Origin of the sequence: Synechococcus sp. OH30 (assembly GCF_047462175.1) — a bacterium.
GTDB lineage: Bacteria > Cyanobacteriota > Cyanobacteriia > Thermostichales > Thermostichaceae > Thermostichus.
Map to the genome: position 1 here is coordinate 91362 of NZ_JANSIP010000008.1, position 25909 is coordinate 117270.

A 25909-nucleotide genomic window follows, 5' to 3' on the forward strand; every position below is an offset into this window, starting at 1 on the left:
GGAAGGGAGGCAGAGCCAAGCCTGGAGCAACCGACCGACGGGCACCCTCCGGCCTGGGGGACACCCCTGCCTCAGACTCCCTGGAGCGCGACGGCGGGGCGGCGTCCTCTTGCATCGCCTTCCTCCCTCACATCTCATTCAGCCGCGAGATGTTGGTGTTGGCCCCCAGCACCACCAGCAGATCCCCCTTCTCCAGCCGGTAGTCAGCTGGCGGCGAGACCACCAGCGATTGTTTTCGCTTCACTACCAAAACTGTGATGCCAAAGCGGCGGCGCAAGTCCGACTCCGCCAGCGTATGGCCCACCAGGGCCTCCGGCACCTCCAGCTCCGTAATGCTATAGCCCGGCTCCAGCTCCAGTTGGTCCAGGATCCCTGGGGCTGTTAGCACCTGCGCCAAGCGCCGCCCTGCCTCTTGCTCTGGCAACACCACCCGATCGGCCCCTACCCGCAAGAGAATCGAACGCTGCCGCTCCGTCGAAGCCTTGCAGATAACATTGCGTACCCCCAAACTCTTAAGGGCTACCGTCGTCAGCAAATTGCTCTCAAAATCACTGCCGATGGCCACCACCACCGTGTCAAAGGAGAGAATGTCCACCGCCCGCAGGGCATCTTCATCGGTGGAATCCAGCGCCACCACCTGAGTCAGCTGATCTGCCAAGCGCTGTACAATTTCTCGGCTGCGGTCGATCCCCAAAACGTTGTGCCCTCGCTCCATCAAGGTGAGGGCTAAACTTGTGCCAAAGCGTCCCAACCCAATTACCGCATACTCCCGCTCTGCCCGCCCCATCCGCTCCCATGCTCTAAAACCAACCATCAATCATAAGCCATGCAGCCGGGCTGGGTAGGGCTGCAGCTCTAAGCAGACTCCGGCTGGGGCAAGGTGGAGGGGTGAGGGATCAACTCGCCCGTAGAGCGACGCTCCACCATCTCGGCGGTGATGCGCACGTGCTTGATGTCGCGGCGAGAGGGAACCTCGTACATCACGTCCAGCATTAGCTCTTCCACAATGGCCCGCAGCGCCCGTGCCCCGGTTTTGCGGCGGTAGGCCTCCTTGGCAATGGCAGAAATGGCAGCTGGCTCAAACTCCAGCTCCACTCCGTCCATGCGCAACAGCTTTTGGGCCTGCTTGAGGATGGCATTTTTGGGCTGCGTCAAGATGGCCTCCAGGGCTTTTTCGTCCAGGGGATCTAGGGTGGCCACCACCGGGAGCCGACCAATGAATTCAGGGATCATGCCGTACTTGATCAAATCCTCTGGCTCCAGGGCCTTGAGGGCATTGGCCAAGCGTTGCTCGCGGGTAACTGCCAGCTGATCCCCTGGTTTAATAAAGCCCACCGATCTTTTGCCGATGCGCTGCTCGATGATCTTCTCCAGGCCAACAAAAGCACCCCCACAGATAAAGAGAATGTTGGAGGTGTCCACTTGAATGCAATCTTGGTAGGGATGCTTGCGACCTCCCTGCGGCGGCACGTTGGCAATTGTCCCCTCCAACATCTTCAGCAGGGCCTGCTGGACGCCTTCTCCGGAGACGTCGCGGGTAATGGAGGGGTTTTCACTCTTGCGAGCAATTTTGTCAATCTCATCAATGTAGACAATGCCACGTTGGGCTTGCTCCACATCCATATCGGCTACCTGCAGCAGGCGCAGCAGGATGTTTTCCACATCCTCCCCCACATACCCAGCTTCCGTGAGGGTTGTGGCATCGGCAACGGCAAAAGGCACATCCAGCAGACGGGCTAGGGTCTCGGCCAGCAGGGTCTTGCCAGAGCCCGTAGGGCCAATGAGAAGGATATTGGACTTTTGCAGCTCCACCTCCTCCAGCTCTGCCAACCCAGTGCTGCCAGGGTTGGCTTTGGCGGCTAGCCGCTTGTAGTGGTTATAGACGGCTACCGATAGGATCTTCTTGGCCTTTTCTTGGCCAATTACGTACTGGTCGAGATACTGCACAATCTCCCGAGGCTTCGGCAACTGAGCCAAGGAAGGCAAGCTGCGGGAAGGCTTTTTAGGAGCTTCCCGACGGTTGGCAGCAGGGGCTGCGGCTGCCGAGCTGTTGCCGTTGTAGAGTTCCTCCTCCAAAATTTCGTTGCACAGCTCCACACATTCATCGCAGATGTAGACCCCTGGCCCTGCAATGAGCTTGCGCACCTGATCCTGAGACTTGTTGCAGAAAGAACACCTCAAGTGGGAGTCCTGCTTGGCCATGGGATCCTCGTCGCTAGTGGCTGGTGAAGTGGGTATCCGAAAGGGAAGTGGGCGTTCCCTCGCCGCCGCGAGGGAGGAATGGACTATAGCCGAGTTAACTCCCCTAGTCTAACATTTCCCTCGCCAGGGATCCCTCCTAGTCCCCCTTGGCTTGCTTAAGCCTATAGGAAAACCGCTCGACTTGACGCCGAGCGGCGGATGGTGTGAGGAGTGAACGGAAACATGCGTCTCCGCTACTTCCATGATAGTGGAACACTACTGCCTACCGCCAAGAGGGCCTTAATCCAAAAGGGGAAGGGACTGTCCTTGTTCCGTCCGCTTCCCCCTCTGGCGTCCACTCCTCACAGAATCGAATGATAAACCATCTCCAAGGCTAGGACAAGCTGGGCTGCCCAAAGTTTTTGAGGTCCGCCCCTGTCAAGGAGGCAGATTACCGCCCTCTAGGGCCAACAGCTCGGCTTCGCTCAGCAAGGGGATTCCCAGTTCTTGAGCCTTTTTGAGCTTGGAGCCAGGGTCTGAACCCACTACCACATAGTCCGTTTGGCGGCTAACGCTGGTGGTTACCTTGCCGCCGCGGCTTTCAATCCAGGCCTTGGCCGCTTGGCGCGAGAGAGTGGGCAGGGTGCCGGTAATCACAAACTTCTTCCCAGCCAGCACCTGAGGAACAGCAGGGGCCTTTTGCCGCGGTAGGGCGGGGATCCCCAGCTCCCCCAGCTCCTGCAGCAGCCGCTGGTGGGCAGGATCGGCAAACCAGCTCACCACCGCCTCGGCAATTTCTGCCCCTATCCCGTAGATTTGGGCGATGGCCTCAACGTTAGCCTGGGCTAAGAGCTCTGGGGTAGGGAAATGCCGGGCCAAGATCTGGGCCGTCACCACGCCCACATGGGGGATCCCCAAGCCGTAGAGCACCCGCTCCCAGGGCTGTTGGCGGGAGCGCTGGATGGCCTGCACCAGCTTCTGGCTGGAGCGGGATCCCATCCCCTCCAAGCCGGCCAACTGTTCCGGGGTGAGGCGGTAGAGATCGGCCACGGTGCGCACTCCTAGCTTTTCCACCAGCTGGGCCACCCGCTTTTCCCCCAGGCCTTCGATATCCAAAGCGTCGCGGCTGGCCCAGTGCTGCAGTTGCCCCCGGATCTTGGCCGGGCACTCCGGATTGGGGCAACGGGTTATCGCCTCACCAGCAGGGCGAACCAAGGGGGTGTGGCATTCGGGGCAGTGGCTGGGCAAGCGGTAGGGAACGGCGTCGGGGGGACGCAGCTCCTTAAGGATTCTCACCACCTCGGGGATGATTTCCCCTGCCTTGCGCACAACGGCCGTGTCGCCGATGTGCACATCCAGCTCCTCTAGGCGATCAGCATTGTGCAGGCTAGCGCGGCTGACGGTGGTGCCAGCCAGAAGCACTGGCTCCAGCTCCGCCACCGGGGTGACGGCTCCGGTGCGGCCTACGCTGGCCACAATGGCCCGGATGCGGGTGGGAACTTCCTGGGCAGGGTATTTGAGGGCAATGGCCCAGCGGGGGAATTTTTGCGTAAAACCTGCTTCTTCCTGCAGCCGCAGGGAGTTAAGTTTAACCACCACGCCATCGCAGGCATAGGGCAGCTGAGCCTGCCGCCACCGTTCGTAGAATTGGGCCACCTCTTGGAGGCCCCGACAGATCCGGGAGAAGGGATTGACGGGCAATCCCAGTTCTTTCAGCCACTGCAGACACTCCCACTGGGTTTGGGGGGGATCCCCAACTGGCCACCCCTCCGGCCAGTGGAGGGCATAAGCAAAAAAGCTGAGCTTGCGGGCAGCAACAACGCGGCTATCCAGCTGACGCAGGGTGCCAGCGGCACAGTTGCGCGGGTTGGCAAAAGGGGGATCCCCTGCGGAGCGGCGCTCCCGGTTGATGCGCTCGAACTCAGCAATGGGAAGATAGGCCTCTCCCCGCACCTCCAAGACCGGCGGGGGATCTGCCGTTGCCAGGCGCAGGGGAATGGAGGGGATGGCGCGGACATTGGGGGTGATGTCTTCGCCCAGCTGGCCATCGCCACGGGTGGCCCCTCGCTGTAGCAGCCCATCCACATAGGTCAGGGCCAGGGCCGCGCCGTCGATTTTCAGCTCGCATACGTACTCCAGCTCCCCTTCTTCAGGAGTACGCCCCAGCAGCCGCAGCAGGCGCTCCTGCCACTCCTTGAGCTCTTCCAGGTTGAAGGCATTTTCCAAGCTGTAGAGGGGAATGCGGTGGGAAACAGTGGGGAAGTGCTCGGCGGGTTTTTCCCCTACCCGTTGGGTAGGGCTGTCGGGGGTAATCAGCTCGGGGTAGGCCTGCTCTAGCTCCTGGAGCTCGCGGTAGAGGCGATCATAAACGCTGTCTTCCAAGATGGGGGCATCGTGGACGTAGTAGGCAATGCTGGCCTTCTGTAGCAGAGCACGCAGCTCGCGGGCACGTTCTTCCAGTTTGGGATCCATACCGTCGTATCCAGCTAGCCCCTAGGGGGAACTAGAGTCTTGCTCTACGCTTGTTTTAGCAGCCTTGGGGATCTCCTCCGGCCTAGCCGCCCATTTCTGCCCCTGCAGGTAGTGGTAAGCTTGGGCAGCAGCAGCCATTTCCGCCGCCTTCTTGGAGCGGCCCTCGCCGCGGCCCCAGCATTGGCCTCGGCCCCAGACTTCCATGGTGAAGCGGGGCGGGTGTTCCTGGGCAGCCACCAGGCGATACTCTGGCAAAATGCCCCACCAGCGTTGGGTCAGCTCCTGCAGGGCAGCTTTGGGGTTACGCCGGGTGGGATCCTGGAACCACTGCTCCACCCGTTGGCGAAAGTAGGGATCCAGCCAGGGATGGAGCCGAGACAGGGTGTGGATGCCCCAGCTGAGGTACAGGGATCCCAGCAGGGCCTCAAAAGCATCCGCCAAGCGGCGCGCCCGACCAGCCAGGTCGTTTTGGCAGCTAGATCCCAGCTCGAGGTAACGCTCTAGGCCATGCAGATCCGCCAGTTCCGCTAGGTAAGCATCGCTGATGAGATCGGAGCGAATTGCGGTGAGTTCTCCTACTGACAGGTGAGGATAGGACTGGAACAAGAACTCGGTGGCCAAAACCCGTAGGACGGAATCCCCTAAAAACTCCAGCCGGTCGTTGTTGCACTGGCCATCTCGGGAAGGATGAATCAAAGCCTGATCCAGCAAATCCCAGCGCAATTGCTCTAGCCAGGTGGGATCTTTGAACCCTAAGCGAGCTAGCAACTGCTCCAAGGAGCGGCGACGAGGTGAGATGAGTTCAACCATACAGCCCAAGCCCGACTTGCAGCACCTTGACCCAGGAGGGCAAAAAGGGAGAAGGCGACTTAACCCTCCTAGGCGCTGCCTTTTAAGTTTCTGTCCAACTACATTAACAGCCATCACTGGCGATCGCGGTAACGTGGGGATATGGCCTGTCCCCTCTAGCAGCGGCTCTAAAGGCAGGCAAAGAGTGAGGTCTCATGCTGCCAAGTGGCTCCAAAAACTCCCCCCAGCCGGGGGCGCCGTCCGGGCAAGGAGATTTAGTTGGGTCTGGGGCTGAGTCGCCAGGCCCGCGGAGTACAGCCACTGCTCCCTACGTGGTGCTGCATGGCCATTTCTACCAACCACCGCGCGAGGATCCCTGGTTGAACCGCATTGAGCGCCAGCCCAGCGCTAGCCCTTTCCACGACTGGAACGAGCGCATTTTGGCGGAGTGCTATCGGCCCAACGCCTTTGCCCGCATTCTTGATGAGCAGGGGCAGGTGGTGCGCATTGTCAATAACTATGAGTTCATGAGTTTTAATTTCGGCCCCACCCTCCTCTCCTGGCTGGAGGAGCACGACGTTGAGGTCTACCAGCGCATCCTGGCTGCCGACCGCGTCAGCGCCGAGCGGCTGGAGGGACACGGCAATGCGATTGCCCAGGTCTACAACCACGTCATCCTGCCCCTGGCCAACGAGCGGGACAAGTACACCCAGATCCGCTGGGGGATTGCCGATTTCCAGCATCGCTTTGGCCGCTTCCCCGAAGGCATGTGGCTGGCGGAAACCGCCATCGATGCAGCAACGGTTAAAGCCCTGGTCGACTGCGGGATCCGCTTTGTTATCCTCGCCCCCAGCCAGGCGCAGTGTATTCGTCCTTTGGGGCAAACGGAATGGATCGATGTCAGCCAGGGCCAGATCGATCCCAGCCGGCCCTACCGCTGCTTTACCCCGGATCGCAGCGGCTACCTAGATGTTTTTTTCTTTGACGGCCCCATCTCTCGGGATCTTGGCTTTGGCGATATTGTCTACAGCACCCAGGCGCTGGCGGAGCGGCTCCAGTTGGCCATTCGCCCTGGCCGAGAAGTCCAGTTCATTAACTGTGCCACTGATGGCGAGACCTTTGGCCACCACAAACGCGGCACCGAGCGTACCCTGGCCTATGCTTTCTGCGAGGAGTTTCCCCGCCGGGGCTGGCAGGTGGGCAACTACGGCCATTTCCTTAGCCACCATCCCCCCACCTGGGAGGTGCAACTCAAGCCAGTTACGGCCTGGAGCTGCGCCCACGGGGTGGGGCGGTGGTCGCGGGACTGCGGCTGTGGGGCAGTTCCAGGCTGGCACCAGCGCTGGCGGCAACCACTGCGGGAGGCTCTCAACTGGCTGCGGGATCAGTTGGCGGAGATCTACGAGACGGAGGCCAAGGCCTACCTGCGGGATCCCTGGCTGGCCCGGGATCGCTACATCGAGGTGATCTTGGATCGGGAGCGCTGCGAGGCGTTTTTGCAGGAGCACCAGAGCCACCGCCTCAGTGCCGAAGACCGGGTGCAGGTGCTGCGCCTGTTGGAGATGCAGCGCTACAGCCAACTGATGTTCACCAGTTGCGGCTGGTTCTTTGAAGAGATCTCTCGCCCTGAGGGGGTGCAAATCCTGCGCTATGCAGCGCGGGCCATTCAGTTGGCAGCAGCAGTGACGGACGTGGATCTAGAGGAGGAATTTCTGCGCCGCTTGAGCAAAGCCCCCAGCAACCTCGAGCTCTACAAAGATGGCCGAGGGGTTTACCAGGCGCTGGTGCGCCCCTGCCTAGTTAGCCCGCAGCGGCTGGTGGCTCAGCACGCCATGCTTTCCCTGGTCAACACCATGCCTCGCTCCTCCGGGTATGTGCTGGAGCCGCTGGATCAGGAGCGCCTAGCTATAGGGGGATCCACACTGCTGGTTGGGCGGGCGAAGCTCTCTTTTCCCACCACCTTTGAGGAGCATGACCTCATCTACGCTCTCCTCCACCTGGGCGGCTGGGACTTTCAATGTGGCGTCAAGCCATTTACAGGGCGGCGCAGCTACGAGCAGTTGAAAGCTCGCCTGCTGTCTGGAGCCCACAGCCGCATCCAGCTGGTCCTAACCCTGCAAGAGCTGTTTGCCCCGGAAACCTTCGACCTCAACGCTTTGACGGAGGAAGATCGGCAGCAGATGCTGCGCTGGTTAACCCAGGATACCCTGGATCGCCTAGCCCAGCTCTACCGCCAAACCTACCTGGAAAACTACGGGGTTTTGATGGCTTTTCGGGCCGATGGCCTGCCAATTCCAGAGGAGCTGTTGGCTGCTGCGCAGATCACCCTCAACCAGCGCCTGTTAAGCAGCTTGCGAGCGATGGAAATCGAAGAGGGCAAGCGGGATCACCTGCTGGAGTTGCGGGCCATTGCCCGCGAGGCGGAGCAGTTGGGGTGCCAGTTGCGGCGGGAAGAGGCGGCCCGCGTCTTGGATCGGCTCTTGCAGCGGGGGATGTGGCAGTTGGCCCAGGCAGCCGACTTGGAAACTCTCAGCGAACAGCTCCACAACCTAGAAGAGTGGCTGCGCCTAGCTGCCGATCTCAACCTGCCTATCCGCCTGGATCGCCTCCAAGAGCTCTACCTGCTGCGCCTAGAGCGGCAGCGATTAGAGGCGCTCTGCAGGGATCCTGGGATCCCTGGCGAAGTCCTCCACCGCTTGCTGCGGCTGGGGCAACAACTTCGCATCAATGTTGCTGCCTGTCTCCAGCACCTACTGCCTCCAGCAACTGCTGAGGGCTAGCTCCCATCGGGATGACAGGATTCGAACCTGCGACCCCTTCGTCCCGAACGAAGTGCGCTACCAAGCTGCGCTACATCCCGCAATCCCAAGGCGCACCAATTTTAGCACAGTAACGTCCTCCCAGGCCTCATGCCAACGCCTAGAGGACAAGCTTCCTGGCTTACCCCACCCTCTGCGGGATCCTCTAGTCCCTCCCCAAACAGACACGGGAGGTGCCGCCTTTCGGCAACGCCGTTTTGTCCATTACCCTCGTAGCGCGGGGAGGGCTGTATCCCGACCCTGACCTTGCAGGGACAGCGCAGGGCTCATCCACCCCCGTACCCCCACCAGCTCACTGGCCAAGCGCGATCCTTGCTAAGCCAATTTGCGCTAAGCTGCAAGAGCCCACCTTTCCGTAAGTGAGAGGTATGCATCCCCCCAAGGGTTTCAGCCCCTCGCAGCCCGAAAAACAGGCAGCAAAAGCCAAAGCCGCTAAGCGCAAGGAGGCGGCTAAACGCTACGACGAGCTGAAAGCCAAGGGAATGCCCGAGTTTACCATTTTCGCCCGGCGCCGCCAGGTCCCCTCTGGGCAACCCAACCCTTGGTTGCCGGTGGGATCCCTAGCGGTCAGTCGCTCCAGCGCCATCCACCAGGCCATCTTCCAAAACGAGGAAGAGCTCAAAAAAGCAGCCGTCCGCCTCTTTCCCCGTCTTAGCAAAGTCAAAGACGAGCTGGAGTTTGGCTTTCGCCTTAAGGACAAAGAGTTTCAAGACGAGCCCATTCAGGTGGCAGTTCGGCCCCAGCCTTCGCCCCTTCAGAGCTGGATAGACAGGGTGCGCAAGTGGCTGGGCCTGGGCAAAAGAACTACCCAAGCCTCCAAGAAAGGCTAAGCCGTGGCAAAGGCTTTGGGTAGCCAGCTCAAAATCAAGGGGTTGACAATCTCTGGGCGCTCGTCGTGGGGGCAATGGCCCGTATCGGGAAGAGGGAAAAATTGGTAGTCGATCCCCTGCACATGGTTTTGAAAGCCGCGGCCCCGTTCAATAGGGGTCCAGGGATCCCGTTCGCCCCAGATCACCAGCAGCGGGCAGCGCACCTGGGGCAGCAGCGCTTCGGGGGTGGGGCCAGGGGGAGCGGTGAGAATGGCCGCCAACACCTGCTGCGCTCCCACGTCACAGGAAGGGGCGTAGAGGATCTCCACCAGCTCGTCAGTGATGGCCGCAGGGTTGCAGTACACCTGTTCTAAGGTGGCGCGGATCCGCTGCCGCTGCCGCAGCCAATTAAACAGCAGTGGCCCCGTGACTGGCGAGGCCACCAGAGCAGTGAAGGTGGCCATGAAAACGCGGGCCATCGGGCTGAGCTCGTGGGAGCGATGGTTGAGGCCGCCGGCACAGTTGAGCAGCACTGCCCCTGCGGTCAGTTGCGGGTGCTGGGCGGCCATGAGCAGGCTAAGCAGGGCGCCGATGGAATTGCCAATAAACACTGCCGGCTGCCGCACGTGCTGCTGCCAAAAATCTGCTAGCAGCTCGGCCCACAGTTCTAGGCTGTAGGCAAGAGCTGGCTTGGCCGAGCCGCCAAACCCCAGCAAATCCAAAGCATAGACCCGGTATCCCGCCGCCGCTAGCACAGGGATGTTGTGCCGCCAGTGGCCAATGGAGGCCCCAAAGCCATGCACCAAAATCAGTGGGGAGCCAGATCCCTGGACGACGTAGCGAATGGCGTGACCCCGCCAGCTCCAGGTTTGGGGAGCAAAAGGGGCAATGGGATCGGCTGCCAAACTAGCAGGAGGAGCAGTGAACACAGCCAGAAAAATGTGGGTTCCTACCTCCTCATCCTACCGCCACTCTCGAGTGCCCTTCTCTGCTGGCCATCGCCCCCACTCCCTTTCTCCGAGGGGATCTGGCTTCTTGGCAAGACTCTCAGGTAACCACATCCGGCTGCTGCCGGCCGGTGCGAGCGCGGATCTGGGCGAAGTGATCCGCCAGTTGGATTAGCTCGGCTAGGGCCACCTGGGGATCCAGGCCATGCCGGCTGGGATCCGGCTCAAATCGCTCCAAGTACACCCGCAGAGTGGCCCCGTGGGTGCCGGTGCCGGAGAGGCGGTAGACGATGCGGGAGCCATCCTCAAAGCCAATGCGGATCCCTTGGTTGTGGCTGGTGCTGCCGTCCACCGGATCCGTGTAGCTGAAGTCATCGGCATAGGCCACCGTCTGGGAGCCAAAGCGCTGCCCCACCCAGCTTGTCACGGAGCGCCGCAAGTGCTCCATCAGCTCCTCGGCCACCTCCACCGGCAGCCCCTCGTAGTCGTGGCGGGAGTAGAAGTTACGCCCGTAGGTGCGCCAGTGCTCTTCCACAATCTGCCGCACCGACTGCCGTCGCACAGCAAGGATGTTCAGCCAAAAGAGGACAGCCCAGAGGCCATCTTTTTCGCGGATATGGTTGGAGCCGGTGCCGAAGCTCTCCTCGCCGCAGAGGGTCACTTTGCCGGCATCCAGGAGGTTGCCGAAAAATTTCCAGCCGGTAGGAGTCTCATAGCAGGGGATCCCCAGCTTGGCTGCCACCCGGTCTGCCGCCTGGCTGGTGGGCATGGAGCGGGCGATCCCGGCTAGCCCCTCCCGGTAGCCGGGCACTCGCTGGGCGTTAGCCGCCAGCACGGCCAAACTGTCGCTGGGAGTTACGTAGAACTGGTGGCCCAGGATCATATTGCGATCCCCATCGCCATCGGAGGCGGCGCCGAAATCCGGGCCGTCCTCCCGAAACAGCAGCTCCACCAGGGCGCGGGCATGCACCAAGTTGGGATCGGGGTGGCTGCCGCCAAAGTCCGGCAGGGGCTGGCTGTTGAGGACGCTGCCCGGCGCTGCCCCCAGGCACTCTTCCAGGATGGTGCGGGCATAGGGGCCGGTGACGGCGTGCATGGCGTCGAAGGCGATGCGGATCCCAGAGGCCAGGTAATCGCGGATGGCGTCAAAATCAAACAGGCGCTGCATCAGGGCCAGATAGTCGGCCACCGGGTCGATGACGGAAAGCGTCAGGGATCCCAGCCGCTGCTCTCCCAAGCGGTCTAGATCCACATCTGGGGCTTCCAGGATGCGGTACTCCCGAATCTGCTGGGTGCGGGCGTAGATGGCCTCGGTCACCTTCTCCGGGGCAGGGCCGCCGTTGCCGATGTTGTACTTGATGCCAAAGTCTCCCTGGGGGCCGCCGGGGTTGTGGCTGGCCGAGAGGATGATGCCGCCATAGGCCCCGTATTTGCGGATAAGGTGGGAGACTGCCGGCGTGGAGAGGATCCCGCCCTGGCCCAGCAGCACCCGCCTGATGCCGTTGGCTGCTGCCATTTTGAGCAGGATCTGGATGGCTTCCCGGTTGTAGTAGCGCCCGTCCCCCCCCACCACTAGGGTTTGGCCGGCGGATCCCTCGAGGACATCAAAGATGGACTGGACAAAGTTCTCCAGGTAATGGGGCTGCTGGAACACCTGAACCGGCTTGCGCAGGCCGGAAGTGCCGGGCCTTTGGTCAGGAAAGGGAGTGGTGGCAACGGTGCGGACGCTCATAGCCTAGTTGGGGAAACCCTCCCCTTGCTGGCAGGGGTTAGTTTAACCCCCTACTTCACCAGCTCGAAGACGTTGAACATGGGCAGGTACATGGCCACAATGATGCAGCCTACCATACCCCCCAAGATTACAATCATCAAAGGCTCCAGCAAGCTGGTCAGGGCGCGCACCGCCTCCTCCACCTCCAGCTCGTAGAAGTCGGCTGTCTTCATCAGCATTGCGTCCAGCTCCCCTGTCTCTTCCCCGACGCTGATCATCTGAATGGCCATCAGGGGGAACACCTTCGCCTTATCCAGAGCGGGAGCAATCTGGCCCCCTTCTGAAATTGATTGGCGGGCAGCGTCAATGGCATTGGCCACCACCTGGTTGCCCGACGTATCCCGCACAATTTCCAAGGCAGTTAGCACTGGCACGCCAGAGCGGGTGAGGGCGCCAAAGGTGCGGCAGAAGCGAGCCACCGCCGACTTTTGGATCAGATCCCCAAAAATTGGCAGTTTCAGGGCCAGCGCGTCGATGGTCTCCTTGCCAGCGGGAGTGCGGTAAAAGCGCTGGAAAGCAAAAAAGACTAACGCCAAAAAGCCCACCAGGCCCAAGCTGTATTGGGGAGTGCGCAGAAACTTGCTGATGTTGATAAAAAACTGGGTAAAGGCAGGCAGCTCCCCCCCCAAGTCGTTGTAGATGCTCTCAAAAGTGGGCAAGATGAACAGCACCATGCCCAAGAAAATCAAGACGGCCAGGATGGTCACCACCACCGGGTAGGTCAGGGCTGACTTGATCTGCTTCTGCAGGCGATCCATGTCCTCCAGCAGCTTGGCTAGGCGGTTGAGCACCTCGTCGAGTACGCCACCCACCTCTCCTGCCTGCACCATGCTGCAGTAGAGGCTGTCAAAAGCATCCGGATAAGGGCGGATGGAGTCGGACAGGTTTTTCCCTGCTTCCACCTCCGCACGGATGGCCCGCAGATATTTCTTGAGCTTAGGGTTGCCGGTTTGCTCCTCCATGATGGTGAGAGAGCGCACCATCGATACGCCGGCGTTGATTAGAGCGGCAAATTGCCGGGAGAAGACCGCCTTGTCGCGGATGTCGATGGACTGCAGCATCGAGAAATCGAAAGACGTATCCAGGGAGAAAAAGGGCTTTTCCTCCTGAATGTCTTCCGGTTTGGCATAAATCCCCTCGCGGCGCAGCTGTGCGCGGGCCTCCATCAAGTTGTTGGCCTTCACCGTCAGGCGTACCGGCTGACCGGCCTTTAACCCCCGAACCTTGTAGCGCGGCATAACTTACCCCTACTTGGATCTCCCTACCGAAGCTAGGTAACCCCAACCTCAGCTAGAGCTTAGCCGCTCCAGAAAACTTATACAAGGACAACCACTCTGCCCAAGGGAGTCAGTGGGACCTGGGCCTCCCTCTGGCTCCTCAACCCGTAGCTAGGGGAGAGGGATCTCCTCAGCTCTGGGTAAATCAGCGGGGGTGGCTATCCCGCCTCTGGCAGTCCAAGCTGGCAGCTAGCCTTAGCGGCGGACGGCAGCTCCCGCAGGGCGCTGGGATTGAACTGCCGCAGCTGGTGAGGGCCCGACGACGTTGCCCAAAAGCCGCTGCAGTTCCTCGGGGCGAGAGCTCTTCGACATAGCTGTTTCGAAATCAATCTTGCCCTGCAGGTAGAGGTTGGCCAGATCCTGCTCCAGGGTCTTCATGCCCTGCTTACCGCCCGTCTGGATAGCCGAGTAGATCTGGGCGGTTTTACCCTCCCGAATGAGGTTGGCGATGGCCGGGGTAACCACCATGATCTCCTGCACCAGCACCCGACCCGGCTCTCCTGGCTTGGGGTTGAGGCGGCGGGCCAAAGTTTGCGAGAAGACAGCCTTGAGGGAGTTGGAGAGCTGCACGCGGATCTGCTGCTGTTGCTCCGGTGGGAACACGTCCACCAGGCGATCCACCGTCTGGGCGGCAGAGCTGGTGTGCACCGTGGCAAAGCAGAGGTGGCCGGTCTCGGCAGCGGTAATGGCCAACTGGATGGTTTCCAGATCCCGCATCTCCCCAATCAAGATCACATCCGGATCCTCCCGCATGGCTGCCCGCAGGGCGTTGGCAAAGCTCTTGGTGTCCTCACCCAACTGCCGCTGGTGGATGATGCTGCGGATGGGGGTGTAGATGTACTCGATGGGATCCTCAATGGTAAGGATGTGCTCGGCTCGCTCACGGTTAATGAAGTCGATGATAGCGGCCAAAGTGGTGGATTTGCCGGATCCCGTTGGGCCGGTTACCAGCACCAGGCCCCGCGGCAGACGCGCCACTTCCTTGCAGATCTCCGGCAGCCCCAGCTTCTCGATGCTGGGGATTTCCGAGGCCAGAGCTCGCATGGCACAGGCATAGGCGCCGCGTTCGCGATAGACGTTGACGCGGAAACGCCCGATCCCGCGCACGCCGTAGGAGCAGTCCAACTCCCAATTTTGCTCCAGTTGTTTGCGCTGGGTGTTGTTCAACATGCTGAAAATGAGCCGCTGCACCTCCTCAGGCGTGAGGGGATCATACTCTGTTGGCTGGAGTTCCCCATTGATGCGGAAATAGGGAGGTAAGCCAGCGGAAATATGGATATCGGAACCACCCCTGCGGACAATCTCTTCCATCAAGTCTTCAATCATCAGTTGTTTCATAGGACTTCCCTCTCCAATGGTGTGAGTGGGTTTGCTCTGTTAAAGCAAGGCTAAACTAAAACTTCGGCGTCAGGCAGTAGGGACAATCCATCCACTCCACCCGCAGGGCAGCGCCGCAGTTGCGGCAGGTGCTAAGGGCCTTGGCACGAGCCTTCAGCTCAGTTTCCAAGCCCTTGTCGGTGAGGATAACCCGATCGACCTCCTCCAACGTAGTCAGGCCCTGCCTCACCAGCATCAAACTATAGGCCAGGAGCGTCTTCATGCCGCTTTCGACAGCTGCTTCCTTAATTACCTCGGTGGGGGCCCCTTTGTTAATCAACTCGGCCAGGCGATCGTTCATGCGCATGAACTCGTACACTCCCACGCGTCCCTTGTAGCCCACCCCCCCACACTTCTCACAAATAGGCTTGCCGGTGGCCTTGCGCTGCTCCACCTCTTTGGGGGAGAGCTTGTTGGCTTTGTAGAAGGTCACCTGCTCGCTGTCGCCACTGAGGTTGAGGCCATAGCGGGCCAATTCCTCGGGGGTGGGGTGATACGGGATCCGACACTCAGTACAGACCCGCCGCAGCAGACGCTGGGCCAGCACCCCCAGCAGCGAGCTGGAGATCATGAACGGCTCGATCCCCATCTCTGTCAGTCGGGCAATGGCGCCAGCAGCATCGTTGGTGTGGAGGGTGGTCAGCACCAGGTGGCCGGTAAGGGAGGCTTCGATGGCAGTTTTGGCCGTCTCGTGGTCGCGGGTCTCCCCCACCAGGATGACATCCGGGTCTTGCCGCAGAAAGGCGCGCAGGATCATGGCAAAGTCCATGCCCTTCTCACGGAGGACCTGCACCTGGGTGATCCCAGGCAGGGAGTATTCGATGGGATCCTCGGCGGTGCTGATGTTGATGCCGGGATCGTTGAGCTCTGCCAGGGCCGAGTAGAGGGTAGTGGTTTTCCCCGATCCCGTTGGCCCGGTTACTAAGATCAAACCAAAGGGTCGCCTGACAACCTCCTTGAAGCTAGCCAGGGTTTCTGGGTCGGTGATCAGCTTGTCCAGGCCGAGCTGGGTGGCGGAGTTGTCCAGAATCCGCAGCACGATCTTCTCCCCATAGCGGGAGGGCAGAGTGCTAACGCGAAAGTCCACCTTGCGCCCTTTAAAGACCCGCCGAATCCGCCCGTCCTGGGGCAAGCGCCGCTCAGCAATGTTGAGGTTGGACATGATTTTGAAGCGGGCGGTAAGGGCGGGGACAATCTTTTTGGGAAAGTTCTCAAAAGCCTGCCGCAGCACCCCATCTTTGCGGAAGCGGATGCGCAGGTATTCTTCCTGCGGCTCGATGTGGATGTCCGACGCCCCGTCCTGCAGGGCCTTGACCAGGATCTGGTTGGCGAGTTTGATGATCGGGGCATCGTCTGCCGACTTGAGCTGCTGCTCCAGGGATGCCTCGCCGACCTCATCCCCGGCCACATCCTCGATGCTGTCCAGGTCGATCTCGGCGGTATTGACCACCACCTCTTCTTCTTCCTCTGGGGCAGCAGCCGCGTCGGCGATCCCCTTGAGGGCCAGCAGCTCCGCTTGGGTATCCATGTAGCGGTTGATGAGGACCTCAAAGTCCTGTAGGGTAAAAACCCGCCGCTGCAGCTTCAGTCCTCGGACGCGGAAACGCTGCTGGATGTCGTCTATAGCCTGCAGGTTGTCGGGCTTAACCATTGCCACCAGCACTTGGTTGTCTTGGCGGCGGATGGGCAAGAACTTGTAGCGGTTGCAAATATCAAGGGGCAAGAGCGAGTCGATGAGCTCACCCATCTCCGCGAGATCCACCTGTTCCAGATCGGTGTCGAGGGAGGGGATCCCGTAGATAATTTTCAGCTCAAAGAGCTGCTGCCGCTTGTAGACCCGCGCCAGGTCGGGAGGGAGCTCTCTGCCAACAATACTTTTGACTGCCAATGCTAAGGCCTTGCTGCCGCCTTCGCGATTGGCTTTGAGGGCATTTTGAATGTCCTGGATTTGCTTGTCGTCGGCAAAACCCAGCTCCTTTAATTTGCGGCCAAAGGGGGTGATGCTGGTATTGGCAATAGCCAGGGCTTTACTAGCGGCGCTGCGACGGGTTAGAGGAAGAGGAAGGTCGTTCATGCTACCGGACCACCTAAGCTGTGCTCATATGATAATGGCTGCAGTTAACCTCTAGGAACAACGGTAAAGACCCGCAGAGCTACGCCTGCCCTCCACAGCCTGACTAGGGAGGCAGGGAAAACCTCAAAGGGACCGAGTTGGCCCAACGTGTTCAGAATTGATCTCTTGGAAATCGCCCATGCGGCTCTACGTTGAATCTTTCACGGTTCACAAGCGCTATGCCCTCACCCTCAGCCGCGGCACTCACACAGAGGCCACTTTGGCCTGGGTGCGGATTGAGGAGGAAGGGATCGAGGGGTGGGGAGAGGCTTGCCCCTTCTCAGTGAGCGAGGACTACCACCAATCTTTGGAGGATATCTTGATGGGTTTGGAGGTAGCCAAAGGGCTCCTACGCCGCCACTCCCCCTGGGAGCGACAAGCCATTGAGGCAGAACTGCTGCGGGCCGGGATCCCCTCAGCGGCACGGGCGGCGGTGGACATGGCCCTACACGACTGGATGGGCAAGCGGCTGGGGATGCCCTTGTGGCAGCTGTGGGGGCTGGATCGCTCCCGCATCCCCCCTACAACCCTAACCATTGGCATTTCTACCCCTCAGGAGGCGCGCCAGCGGGCTTTGGCCTGGATGGAACAAACCCAGCAGGCGCGGGCCTTTAAGATCAAGCTGGGCAGCGAACTGGGCCTACTGGCCGATCAAAACCAGCTAATTGCTGTACAGGAGGTGATCCCGCTGGGATCCCTGCTGACGGTGGACGCCAATGGGGCTTGGACGCTGGAGCAGAGCCTGAGCATGAGCAATTGGCTGGCAGGGCAGGGGGTGAGCTACCTGGAGCAGCCCCTGGAGAGGGGACAGGAGGCAAAGCTGATCACCCTGTGGCACGAGTCGAAGCTGCCCATCTTTGTGGATGAGAGTTGTTTCGACAGCCGCGATATTCCTGCCCTGGCGGATCGCGTGCACGGCATTAACATCAAGCTGATGAAGTGCGGCGGCCTCAGCGAAGCCTGGCGCATGATCCACACCGCCAGATCCCATGGGCTCCAGGTGATGCTAGGCTGCTACAGCAACACCGCTCTGGGCAACACGGCAATGGCCCACCTGGCACCGCTGGCGGATTATGTGGACTTAGATAGCCACCTCAATCTTGTCGACGATCCCTTTTCCGGAGCCCTGCTGCAGGAGGGCTGTCTCATCCCCACCGACCGACCGGGCCTGGGGGTGGAGTTGCGGGAGTAGGTACCATGGAGGAAGTGGGATCCCTCTCCAGTCACACTCGCATAGCTATCCTGCTCCACGGCGGCCTGGTGGGGGAGCACGGCAAAACGGGGCTGGGGCTGCTGCGCTACGGGCCCTTTCCGGTGGTAGCCGTCATTGACCGAGAGCAGGCAGGGGGATCCCTGGCGCAACTGACTGGCATTGCCAAGGACATTCCCATCGTAGCCTCGGTGCAAGAGGCCCTGGTGTACAACCCCGAGGTGCTGGTGATTGGGATTGCCCCTTCTGGTGGACAGTTGCCGCCGGAGTGGCGGGAGGAGCTCTACCAAGCCCTGCAGGCCGGTCTATCTCTAGTGAATGGTCTCCACACGCCTCTGGCCGAGGATCCCCAATTGCGGCAGTGGCTGCAGCCGGGAGCCTGGATCTGGGACATTCGCCGCGAACCTCCTGGTCTTGGGGTAGGGAAAGGCCTAGCCCGCTCCCTCCCCTGTCGACGGGTGCTGACGGTGGGCACGGATATGGGCGTGGGCAAAATGTCCACCAGCCTGGAACTGCACCGGGCCAGCCTGAAGCGCGGCCTGCGCTCCCGCTTTCTCGCTACCGGGCAGACCGGGATCCTCATCAGTGGCGATGGGGTGCCCCTAGATGCGGTGCGGGTGGACTACGCCAGCGGTGCCGTGGAGCAACTGGTGCTACGCCACGGCCTTGACCATGACATTCTGCACATTGAAGGCCAGGGATCCCTGCTCAACCCCGCCTCTACAGCAACCCTGCCCCTGTTGCGGGGATCCCAGCCCACCCACTTGATCTTGGTACACCGGGCTGGCCAGACCCACATCAAAGGGATGGACTACGTACCCATCCCTCCCCTGCCCAAGGTCATCGAGCTGTACGAAGAAGTGGCCGGAGCTGCCGGTGCCTTTGCCCCCGTACCAGTGGTGGGGGTGGCCCTTAATACCTTTGGCTGGGAGGAAGAAGCCGCCCTGGCCCAGATCCGCCAGGTGGAAGCGGAGACGGGCCGGCCCTGTACTGACGTGGTGCGCTTTGGGGCGGATCCCCTCTTGGATGCCATTCTCTCGACAGGCTAGCCTCAGGGATCTCCCTTAGGGCGAGTTTCGCTGTCGAGCACTTCCAGGATGGCCTTGGCGGCGCGGGCCAAAACTCCCGGCTCCCCCAGCGCTGCCCGCATAGCAGCATAGTCGGCCTGCAGTTGGGTGCGGCGCTCCGGCTGAGTCAGCAGCTCCAAGGCCAGTTGGGCAACCCGCTCCGGCTGGGCCTCCTCCTGCAGCAGTTCCGGCACAATGGGGCGCATCAGCACCAAGTTGGGGGGAGACATAAAGGGCACCGAGACCTTTAGCCAATGGCGGGCTAGCCAAAAGGTAATGGGGTTGAGGCGGTAGATCACCACCTGCGGGATCCCCAAAATGGCCGCTTCCAAGTTGACGGTGCCCGACTTGGCCAGCACCAGGTCAGCGGCGGCCAACAGCAGGTGATGCGCCTTTGGCGGGGAAGGGCGAGGCAAGACAAGGGTGAGATCGTCCAGTTCATAGCGGCGGGCAGCCCGAGCAATCGGGGCGGCAAAACGGGGCGAGGCCAGCGGCGCCCAAAACCGCACCTGAGGCAGACGAGCCCGCAACAGCCGCGCTGCCTGGAGGAGGATGGGCAGAACGGAGCGCAGCTCCTGGCGACGGGAGGCGGGCAGCAGCGCCACCACCGTTGCCTCCTCAGGGATCCCTAGCTCAGCCCTGGCCTGAGCGCGACCGGGTACCCTCGCCAAAATATCCAGTAGGGGGTGGCCCACATAGCAAACCTGGGCGCCTGCTGCGGCGTAGTAGCGGGCTTCTTCTGGGAAAATAGCCACCATTAGCCGCATCTGCTGAGCTAGGCGGTAGGTGAGGCGGCTGTTGGGCGACCACACCCATTCCTGGGGGGCAATGTAGTAAACGGCAGGGATGCGCCACCGCTGCAGCAGGGGGACAAGGCGGCTGTTGACGCCGATGTAGTCCACCAAGATGGCCAAATCCGGCGGGTCCTGCGCCAGGAAGCGGCGGATCTTCCACTCTGTCCACAGGGCAGGGAGGACGAAGGGGAGGGCCTCCAGGATGCCGATGGAGCTAATCTCCGTAGTGCGGTGCAGCAGCCGGGCTCCGGCAGCGGCCATTTCCTCTCCCCCAACGGCCGTGATGCGCAGGTGTGGACGCTGGCGCAGCAGCTCGCGAATGAGATGGCCAGCCTGCAGATCCCCGGAGACTTCTCCGGTGCAGATAAACAGATGGCTCACAGGTCGTCCTCTTCTCTGCTGCGGCGCAAGGCCGGCAGAGGGCCGCGCCGTTGGGGTTGGGAAAGGGAATCTTCCAAAAATTGCAGCAGATGGAGCAGGGATCCCGTCTCGTCCACCAGTTCTTTTCCCTGCAGCGAGAAGATGCTCCGCCCCTCCTCGGTTCGCAGGCTCTCCCGCAGCGTTTGCAGCGCCTTTTCCAGGGGCAATCCAGAGCGGTAGAGCAACCGGTAGGCCTGGCGCAAAGCTGGCAGGGATCCCTCCATTCCCTTTGTCCGCCGCAACCCCACCAAGTTGAGGCCACGGATGCGGGCGGGATGCCCCTCCACCAACATGTAGGGCGGAACATCGCGATCCACCCGGCTCATGGCCCCCACCATCGCCAGGCGCCCCACCCGGGTAAACTGGTGGATCCCGACCATGCCGCCAATGCGCGCCTGGGACTCAATGTAAATGTGGCCAGCCAGGGAGACAGCGTTGGTGATTACTACCTGGTTTTCAATGACGCAGTTGTGGGCGACATGGACGTAGGCCATTAACAAGTTGTAGTTGCCAATTACCGTCGCCTCCCCCTCGTTGGTGGCCCGGTTAATGGTAACAAACTCACGAATGCGATTGCCTTTACCAATAACCACCTGCGAGGGTGCGCCGTTGTACTTCAGATCCTGGGGCTCTGTGCCCAGCACTGCTCCCGGAAAAATCTGGTTGTCCTCCCCAATCTCCGTCCAGCCGTCGATTACCACGTGGGCCCCCACCACCGTGTTGGCACCAATGCGCACATGTTCACCAATAACTGCATAGGGGCCAACCTGTACTGTCTCGTGCAATTCAGCCTTTGGATGGATCACGGCAGTGGGGTGAATCCGCTCACGGGAGCGGTGGGGCACACTTGCAAAGTCGGGAGGGGACCCTGCTGAAGCTAACACACTCATCTTCACTCTAGCCAGCAACTGTGGCGACACTCCCAGCTGTCTCTAGCTTGCTCTGGGGGATAAGATCCCTCAACCGCCTGTTTTTGGCATCTCCCCGCCTCCTTCTTGCGCTGTGCACGGCAATTCCTCCGCCCTCTGGCCAAGGACTCCGTTCCGCCACCCCCCCGGCCGATCCTTGCTTCCAAGCTCTAGCACGGTGGGGTTGGCAATGGCAGCAGTGCACTCTCCAGATCATCCCGGCTGCTTGCAGGTGCTGCATGGCTCGATTGTACTCTTGGAAGGGCGGCTTTGCTCTTTGTTAGAGACCAAAACCTAAGCTCAGGGGGAGGGTGCGATGGTCCTGGAGACACTGCCGCTGGTTGCTGCTGTAGCCATCGCCATTTTTATGCTGGTTTTCTGGGTGCGGGTGGTTCGGGAGGCCATCTGGACAGCGGCGGGGATCGTAGTTCTCCTGGCCGTGCTGTACGTGGTCTTTAGGATTGGCCCGCGCCAGGTGCTGCAGGAGCTGCGGGATCCCTTTGCCCTCCTCGACCAAGTTTGGCAGGTCATCCTAAGTTGGTTTCGGGCTCTTTTCTCCTAGGAGCGTTATCCCCTATACAATGCTCCAGGGGAGCTCAGCCTGTTGCGGGGCTAGCCTAGCAGCTCCTCAGTTGGTCTGTCGGCTATCTTCTTGCCATGCTTTCCAGCTTTGAACAGGATCCCCAAGGTCACCCCCTTCCTGTCCTCCTCAGTGGAATGGAGCCCTCAGACATCCAGGTGGAGGTGGAGGACCTGGGGGGGCGCCGCCGCCGAGTGCAAGGCCGCATCCTGATCCCGGTAGAGCGACGACAGGTCTGGCAAGTTTTAACGGACTACGACCACCTGGCGGAGTTTATCCCCAACTTGGTGGAAAGTCGCCTCCTCGGCAGCCAGAATGGCCGCAAACTGGTGCGTCAGGTGGGATCCCAGCAAGTTCTGTTTGCCCGGTTTTCTGCAGCGGTGGTGCTAGCTATTGAGGAAGTATTTCCCCACCAACTGCGCTTTCAAGAAGTAGAAGGGGACTTTCTCATCTTCGAGGGGTTTTGGGAGCTGGCCGACTGGCTAGACCAGCAAACCCTGCTGACCTATCATCTGCAGGTACAGCCACCGCGCCGCATGCCGGTCGGCCTAGTAGAACGGCGCATCTGCCGCGATCTGGCCTGCAACCTCCAGGCCATTCGGGAGCGCTGCCTAAGCCTAGGGGGATCCTCTCCCTAGGTTGGCCATTGGTTGGGCTCGAAAGGAAAGGCAACTTGCGGCGCCGCCAAGTTGGGCTGCCTTAAACTAAGAGTCATCAAGTTCCCTGTAGTCAAATGTCGGGATCCCGCTACAGCCAAGAGGACGTGCAGCAGATCCTCCAGCGGGCCATTGCTCGCCAGCGGCGCCTTGGGGAGTTTAGCCGCTCCCAACTGGAGGAAATGGCCGCCGAGCTGGGGATCTCCCCCCAAGAGCTGGAGGAGGCCGAGCGGGAATGGAGAGCCTGGCAACAGCTGACCAACCAACATCGTGAGTTTCAACGCTACCGCCAGCGGCAGTTTTACCAGTTGTTGGGGCGGTATGCCATCGTTAACAGCTTCCTCGTGAGCCTAGATTGGCTCTCTGGGGGAGGGCTGTCTTGGTCGCTGTTTATCCTGATGGGCTGGGGTCTGGCGGTTGCCCTCAAGGGCTGGAACACCTACCAGACTGAGGGGGAACGCTACGAAAAAGAGTTCCAGCAGTGGCGGAGAAAACGCCAGAGAAAAACATAGACCCTCTCCCCTACCGGGATCCTGACCTAAAGCCAAAGCAGGGAAGACTTGAGGGAAGACGCCAGGGGATGCTAGCATAGCTTGCTAGCAGTATAAGCTACCTGGGCGGGCGTAGTTTAATGGTAAAACCGCAGTCTTCCAAACTGCTGTTGTCGGTTCGATTCCGTCCGCCCGCTTCCAGAAAATAAACCTGCTCTAGATGAGCACTCTCAGCCTCAAACCTTAGCTGGGGGTAGATTTAGGTTCTGAATTGGGGTCGAAAGCTGCCAATAGAGTGTCTAAGGGGTGGAAAAAGTTAGTAGCCACATACATTCCCTGTGGGATTTTGCTTTTGAGCTGGCACTACTGGGTGTCGAGGGAGGTGCCGGACAGAGAACTTGGCTAGAGCCTTACCCGGCAATGAACTAACAATCGCTCTCCAAAGCTCGCAACCAATCTAGGCTAGGAACTACCCCTTGGAGCTTATTGCCGCTAAGGCCTGGCGATGTAAGTTGGAGTTAGCCGCCGCCAACACTTCTCCCTTGGAGGTGCGAGTTAAGGGATCCCCCCCCCAATCGGTAATCACACCGCCGGATCCCTCGATCACCGGCACGAGGGCGGCAAAATCGTAGAGGGCAAGGCCACATTCCATGACCAAATCGATGTAGCCGCTGGCTAAGAGGCCGTACTGGTAGCCGTCGCCGCCGTAGGAGGTGATGTGGACCAAGCGACTGAGCTGCTGAAAGCGCTGCTGTTGGTCAGGCTGGGTGAACAAATCGGGGGTCGTGCAGCTCAGGTAGGCGCGGCTGAGGTCAGTGGTGGCTTTGGTGCGCGTGAGCTGTTGGGTAGAGGGGGTCATCCATCGGGTTGGCTGTCCCTGCACCCCTATCCAGCGCTCACGCAACACCGGTTGATCGATGATGCCCAAAACAGGGCGGTCGTCTTCCAAAAGGGCAATCAAGGTGGCAAAGGTGGGCTTGCCGGTGGAAAAGGCGATGGTGCCATCCAAGGGATCCAAAACCCAGGTGTAGGGGGAGCCAGTCTGGTGGAAGCCAAACTCCTCGCCGAGGACGTTGTGCTCCGGCACATGGGCGGCTAGCAGCGCCCGCATTGCCCGTTCGGCCTCCCGGTCGGCTATCGTTACGATAGGGGATCTGGCCTCTTTGTACTCGGCCTGCAACTCCCCGCGAAACAAAGGGCGAATCACCGCTCCGGCCGCGTCGGCTAGCGCTTGGGCTAAGGCAATCCACTCTGGCTTAACCACCCTCTTGCCTACCTCATCGAGGCTGTGTCCTCTCCTAGCATAAGGAAAGATTTTCCCTCGGCTATGCGCCCTGGCCGGCTTTTAACCCCTCTGGAATGGCTTTGGACGGCGATTGGGGTGATCCTAACCATTTTGGGCACCCTAACCCAGGTGAGCTTGCCACCTCAGTGGCCAGGAGTAGGAGGATATAGCTTTTCCCTGCAAATTGGCGGCATGCTGCTGACGGCCTGTCTGGCAGGGCCGGTGGCGGCAGTGTGCGCCCAGATTGTCTATCTGGGATTGGGGTTGGCGGGGCTGCAGGTGTTTGCCCAGGGAGGCGGATGGCAATACCTGTACCAGCCCGCCTTCGGCTACCTGCTGGGCTTCCTGCCCGCGGCCTGGGCCTGCGGGACAATGGCCTTTCGACAAAGGGATCCCCAGCTGCTGCCTGCTTCCCTTCCCCCTCGGTGCAAGCCTTACGTGCTGTCTAGGATCCCGAGGCCAGTGCGTCTACAGGATTTGGCCGCTGCCAGTTTGGTGGCCCTGACCCTGGTTCACCTAACCGGGATCACCTATCTCTTGGCCACCCAGCCCTGGGATGGAGAGTTGCTGAGGTTGCTTCGGCTCTACTCTGGCTATACCTTGCCAGGACAGCTCATCGTGGTTAGCTTTGTTGCCGTCATAGCCCTGTTCCTGCGGCGCTTGCTGCTGCTTTGAGGAGCTTAGCTTCTCTGACCGGCATGATGCTTGTAGACAAAAAGGACAGCACTTCATCCCTACAGCTAAAGCCAGCGGCCTTCGCGCCGCATTTTTCGGTAAAAGCACTCGCCAAGCTGGGAACTCAGTTTTAGCCTAGGGTTAACCTCAACGAATTATCCTAACGGAGAGGGCAAAAGCTCCCCCTGCCCCTCAGCGTTCCCTGGCTGGATGTGTCATGGCTCAACCGTTACAGGATCTGCGGTCGCCAGCTGCCCAGCCCAGCACCAGGTGCCGGAAGTCTTTTCCCTTGTCCTGGCGGCGCTGGATCCCAGAGCGCTGGTATGTCCACCTTGGCCTGTGGTTAGCCTGTTTGGCGTTGGGGTTTCCGGTGTTGTACGCCCTGATCGTGAGCACCCAAAACAACGCCGAGGTGTTTCGCTATCAATTTACCTTTGGCTCCTCGTTTGCCTTTAACTGGCAGCAGGTGATGGTGGCGCGCCACTTGGGCCACTACATGGTCAACAGCGCCATCGTGGCCACGGCCATCACGCTGGGCAAGACGGTTCTATCGCTGTTAGCGGGGCTGGCCTTTGTCTACTTCCGCTTTCCGGGCAAGGGGCTGGCCTTCGGCTTTGTGCTCATGACCTTGATGATGCCCACAGAGATCTTGATCATCGCCCTACTGCGGCTGGTCACCAACTTGGGCTGGGGATCCACCTACTACGCCTTGATCGTGCCCTTTTTGGCCAGCGCCACGTCCACGTTTTGGTTCCGCCAGCATTTTTCCAACATCCCACGCGAGCTGGCGGAGGCTGCCCAACTGGACGGGGCAAACCCGCTGCAATTTCTCACCCAGGTGCTGATCCCCCTGAGCTGGAATGCCATCGGGGCGCAGGCGGTGATTCACTTCGTCTACGCTTGGAATATGTACCTATGGCCCCGCCTGATCGTGCAAGGCCGGGAGCGGCAGGTAGTGCAGGTGGGGCTGCAATCCCTGCTGAACCTGGATAGCTCCGCCTCCTATGGCCCCATGATGCTGGGGGCACTCATCGCCAGTATCCCACCGCTGGTGGTGTTTATTGCCCTGCAAAAGCCCTTCATGAGCGGCCTAGCCCTCAGCCGCGACAAGTAAACTGCCCCCAACTCATGCCTAGAGATCTGCGCCGTTTCATTGCCCTGCTGGAGTCCCGTGGCCAGCTTCGCCGTGTTGCTGCGGAGGTGGATCCTGAGTTGGAAATTGCCGAGATTGCCGATCGCCTTTTGGCGTGCGGGGGGCCGGCGCTGCT

At 60.6% G+C, this 25909-nt stretch carries 22 protein-coding genes and 2 tRNA genes; 11 read left to right on the forward strand and 13 right to left on the reverse strand.

Annotated elements, in window-relative coordinates:
* Positions 1 to 127 precede the first annotated feature (127 nt).
* The 4 genes from NW830_RS09850 to rnc all read right to left on the reverse strand — a co-directional run bounded on the left by NW830_RS09850 (position 128) and on the right by rnc (position 5463).
* Positions 128 to 814, reverse strand: a complete 687-nt coding sequence (locus NW830_RS09850) for a potassium channel family protein (protein WP_414362825.1) — start codon at positions 812 to 814, stop codon at positions 128 to 130.
* Between the two features lie 41 nt (positions 815 to 855).
* A complete protein-coding gene (gene clpX, locus NW830_RS09855; RefSeq protein WP_414362826.1) occupies positions 856 to 2202 on the reverse strand; it encodes an ATP-dependent protease ATP-binding subunit ClpX in 1347 nt (448 codons plus the stop codon).
* A 417-nt stretch (positions 2203 to 2619) separates the two neighbouring features.
* Positions 2620 to 4653 (reverse strand): NAD-dependent DNA ligase LigA, encoded by a 2034-nt coding sequence (ligA, locus tag NW830_RS09860; protein ID WP_414362827.1) that lies wholly within the window; start codon positions 4651 to 4653, stop codon positions 2620 to 2622.
* A gap of 21 nt (positions 4654 to 4674) precedes the next feature.
* Entirely contained in the window at positions 4675 to 5463 is a 789-nt protein-coding gene (gene rnc, locus NW830_RS09865) for a ribonuclease III (RefSeq protein ID WP_414362829.1), read from the reverse strand.
* A 311-nt stretch (positions 5464 to 5774) separates the two neighbouring features.
* On the opposite strand from rnc, the gene NW830_RS09870 reads away from it, so the two are divergent.
* Positions 5775 to 8222, forward strand: a complete 2448-nt coding sequence (locus NW830_RS09870; RefSeq protein ID WP_414362830.1) for a DUF3536 domain-containing protein — start codon at positions 5775 to 5777, stop codon at positions 8220 to 8222.
* Positions 8223 to 8228: 6 nt separating this feature from the next.
* On the opposite strand, the gene NW830_RS09875 is transcribed toward NW830_RS09870, so the two are convergent.
* Positions 8229 to 8302, reverse strand: a tRNA-Pro gene (locus NW830_RS09875).
* Between the two features lie 327 nt (positions 8303 to 8629).
* Here NW830_RS09875 and NW830_RS09880 point away from each other — a divergent pair.
* Positions 8630 to 9091 carry an HHL1-like protein gene (locus NW830_RS09880; protein ID WP_414362832.1) on the forward strand — a complete coding sequence of 154 codons (462 nt, stop codon included), beginning with the start codon at positions 8630 to 8632 and terminating at the stop codon, positions 9089 to 9091.
* On the opposite strand, the gene NW830_RS09885 is transcribed toward NW830_RS09880, so the two are convergent.
* From NW830_RS09885 to NW830_RS09905, 5 genes are all read right to left on the reverse strand, one after another.
* Positions 9088 to 9999 carry an alpha/beta fold hydrolase gene (locus NW830_RS09885; protein ID WP_414362834.1) on the reverse strand — a complete coding sequence of 304 codons (912 nt, stop codon included), beginning with the start codon at positions 9997 to 9999 and terminating at the stop codon, positions 9088 to 9090. The two genes, NW830_RS09880 and NW830_RS09885, sit on opposite strands and share 4 nt — an antisense overlap.
* A gap of 118 nt (positions 10000 to 10117) precedes the next feature.
* On the reverse strand, positions 10118 to 11749 hold the full coding sequence (locus tag NW830_RS09890) for an alpha-D-glucose phosphate-specific phosphoglucomutase (RefSeq protein WP_414362836.1): 1632 nt from the start codon (positions 11747 to 11749) through the stop codon (positions 10118 to 10120).
* A 50-nt stretch (positions 11750 to 11799) separates the two neighbouring features.
* Positions 11800 to 13026 carry a type II secretion system F family protein gene (locus tag NW830_RS09895; RefSeq protein ID WP_414362838.1) on the reverse strand — a complete coding sequence of 409 codons (1227 nt, stop codon included), beginning with the start codon at positions 13024 to 13026 and terminating at the stop codon, positions 11800 to 11802.
* Between the two features lie 234 nt (positions 13027 to 13260).
* Complete coding sequence (locus NW830_RS09900) at positions 13261 to 14403, reverse strand: type IV pilus twitching motility protein PilT (RefSeq protein WP_414362840.1); 1143 nt, start codon at positions 14401 to 14403, stop codon at positions 13261 to 13263.
* Between the two features lie 55 nt (positions 14404 to 14458).
* A complete protein-coding gene (locus tag NW830_RS09905; RefSeq protein ID WP_414362842.1) occupies positions 14459 to 16516 on the reverse strand; it encodes a GspE/PulE family protein in 2058 nt (685 codons plus the stop codon).
* A gap of 178 nt (positions 16517 to 16694) precedes the next feature.
* On the opposite strand from NW830_RS09905, the gene NW830_RS09910 reads away from it, so the two are divergent.
* Positions 16695 to 17747: a dipeptide epimerase gene (locus tag NW830_RS09910; protein ID WP_414362843.1), complete on the forward strand. Its 1053-nt coding sequence runs from the start codon at positions 16695 to 16697 to the stop codon at positions 17745 to 17747.
* A 5-nt stretch (positions 17748 to 17752) separates the two neighbouring features.
* A complete protein-coding gene (locus NW830_RS09915; RefSeq protein ID WP_414362844.1) occupies positions 17753 to 18814 on the forward strand; it encodes a DUF1611 domain-containing protein in 1062 nt (353 codons plus the stop codon).
* A 2-nt stretch (positions 18815 to 18816) separates the two neighbouring features.
* Here the strand turns inward: NW830_RS09915 and lpxB are convergent, their stop codons facing one another.
* Both lpxB and lpxA read right to left on the reverse strand, forming a co-directional pair.
* Positions 18817 to 20007, reverse strand: coding sequence for a lipid-A-disaccharide synthase (lpxB, locus tag NW830_RS09920; protein WP_414404684.1), 1191 nt, complete (start codon positions 20005 to 20007; stop codon positions 18817 to 18819).
* Positions 20004 to 20936: an acyl-ACP--UDP-N-acetylglucosamine O-acyltransferase gene (lpxA, locus tag NW830_RS09925; RefSeq protein ID WP_414362847.1), complete on the reverse strand. Its 933-nt coding sequence runs from the start codon at positions 20934 to 20936 to the stop codon at positions 20004 to 20006. Before lpxA ends, lpxB begins: the two co-directional genes overlap by 4 nt.
* Before the next feature lie 334 nt (positions 20937 to 21270).
* On the opposite strand from lpxA, the gene NW830_RS09930 reads away from it, so the two are divergent.
* The 4 genes from NW830_RS09930 (at position 21271) to NW830_RS09945 (ending at position 22878) form a co-directional block, all read left to right on the forward strand.
* Positions 21271 to 21516, forward strand: coding sequence for a hypothetical protein (locus tag NW830_RS09930; protein ID WP_414362848.1), 246 nt, complete (start codon positions 21271 to 21273; stop codon positions 21514 to 21516).
* 95 nt (positions 21517 to 21611) lie between these two features.
* Entirely contained in the window at positions 21612 to 22172 is a 561-nt protein-coding gene (locus NW830_RS09935) for an SRPBCC family protein (protein WP_414362850.1), read from the forward strand.
* A 95-nt stretch (positions 22173 to 22267) separates the two neighbouring features.
* A complete protein-coding gene (locus NW830_RS09940) occupies positions 22268 to 22702 on the forward strand; it encodes a 2TM domain-containing protein (RefSeq protein WP_414362851.1) in 435 nt (144 codons plus the stop codon).
* A 105-nt stretch (positions 22703 to 22807) separates the two neighbouring features.
* A tRNA-Gly gene (locus NW830_RS09945) sits at positions 22808 to 22878 on the forward strand.
* A 272-nt stretch (positions 22879 to 23150) separates the two neighbouring features.
* Here NW830_RS09945 and hisN read toward each other — a convergent pair.
* Entirely contained in the window at positions 23151 to 23945 is a 795-nt protein-coding gene (gene hisN, locus NW830_RS09950; protein ID WP_414362852.1) for a histidinol-phosphatase, read from the reverse strand.
* Between the two features lie 63 nt (positions 23946 to 24008).
* Between hisN and NW830_RS09955 the strand changes: the two genes are divergently transcribed.
* From NW830_RS09955 to NW830_RS09965, 3 genes are all read left to right on the forward strand, one after another.
* A complete protein-coding gene (locus NW830_RS09955; RefSeq protein WP_414362853.1) occupies positions 24009 to 24641 on the forward strand; it encodes a biotin transporter BioY in 633 nt (210 codons plus the stop codon).
* 217 nt (positions 24642 to 24858) lie between these two features.
* Positions 24859 to 25755 (forward strand): carbohydrate ABC transporter permease, encoded by an 897-nt coding sequence (locus NW830_RS09960; RefSeq protein ID WP_414362854.1) that lies wholly within the window; start codon positions 24859 to 24861, stop codon positions 25753 to 25755.
* A gap of 14 nt (positions 25756 to 25769) precedes the next feature.
* Positions 25770 to 25909 (forward strand): hypothetical protein (locus NW830_RS09965; protein ID WP_414362078.1); only part of this gene is annotated, 140 nt, incomplete at its 3' end.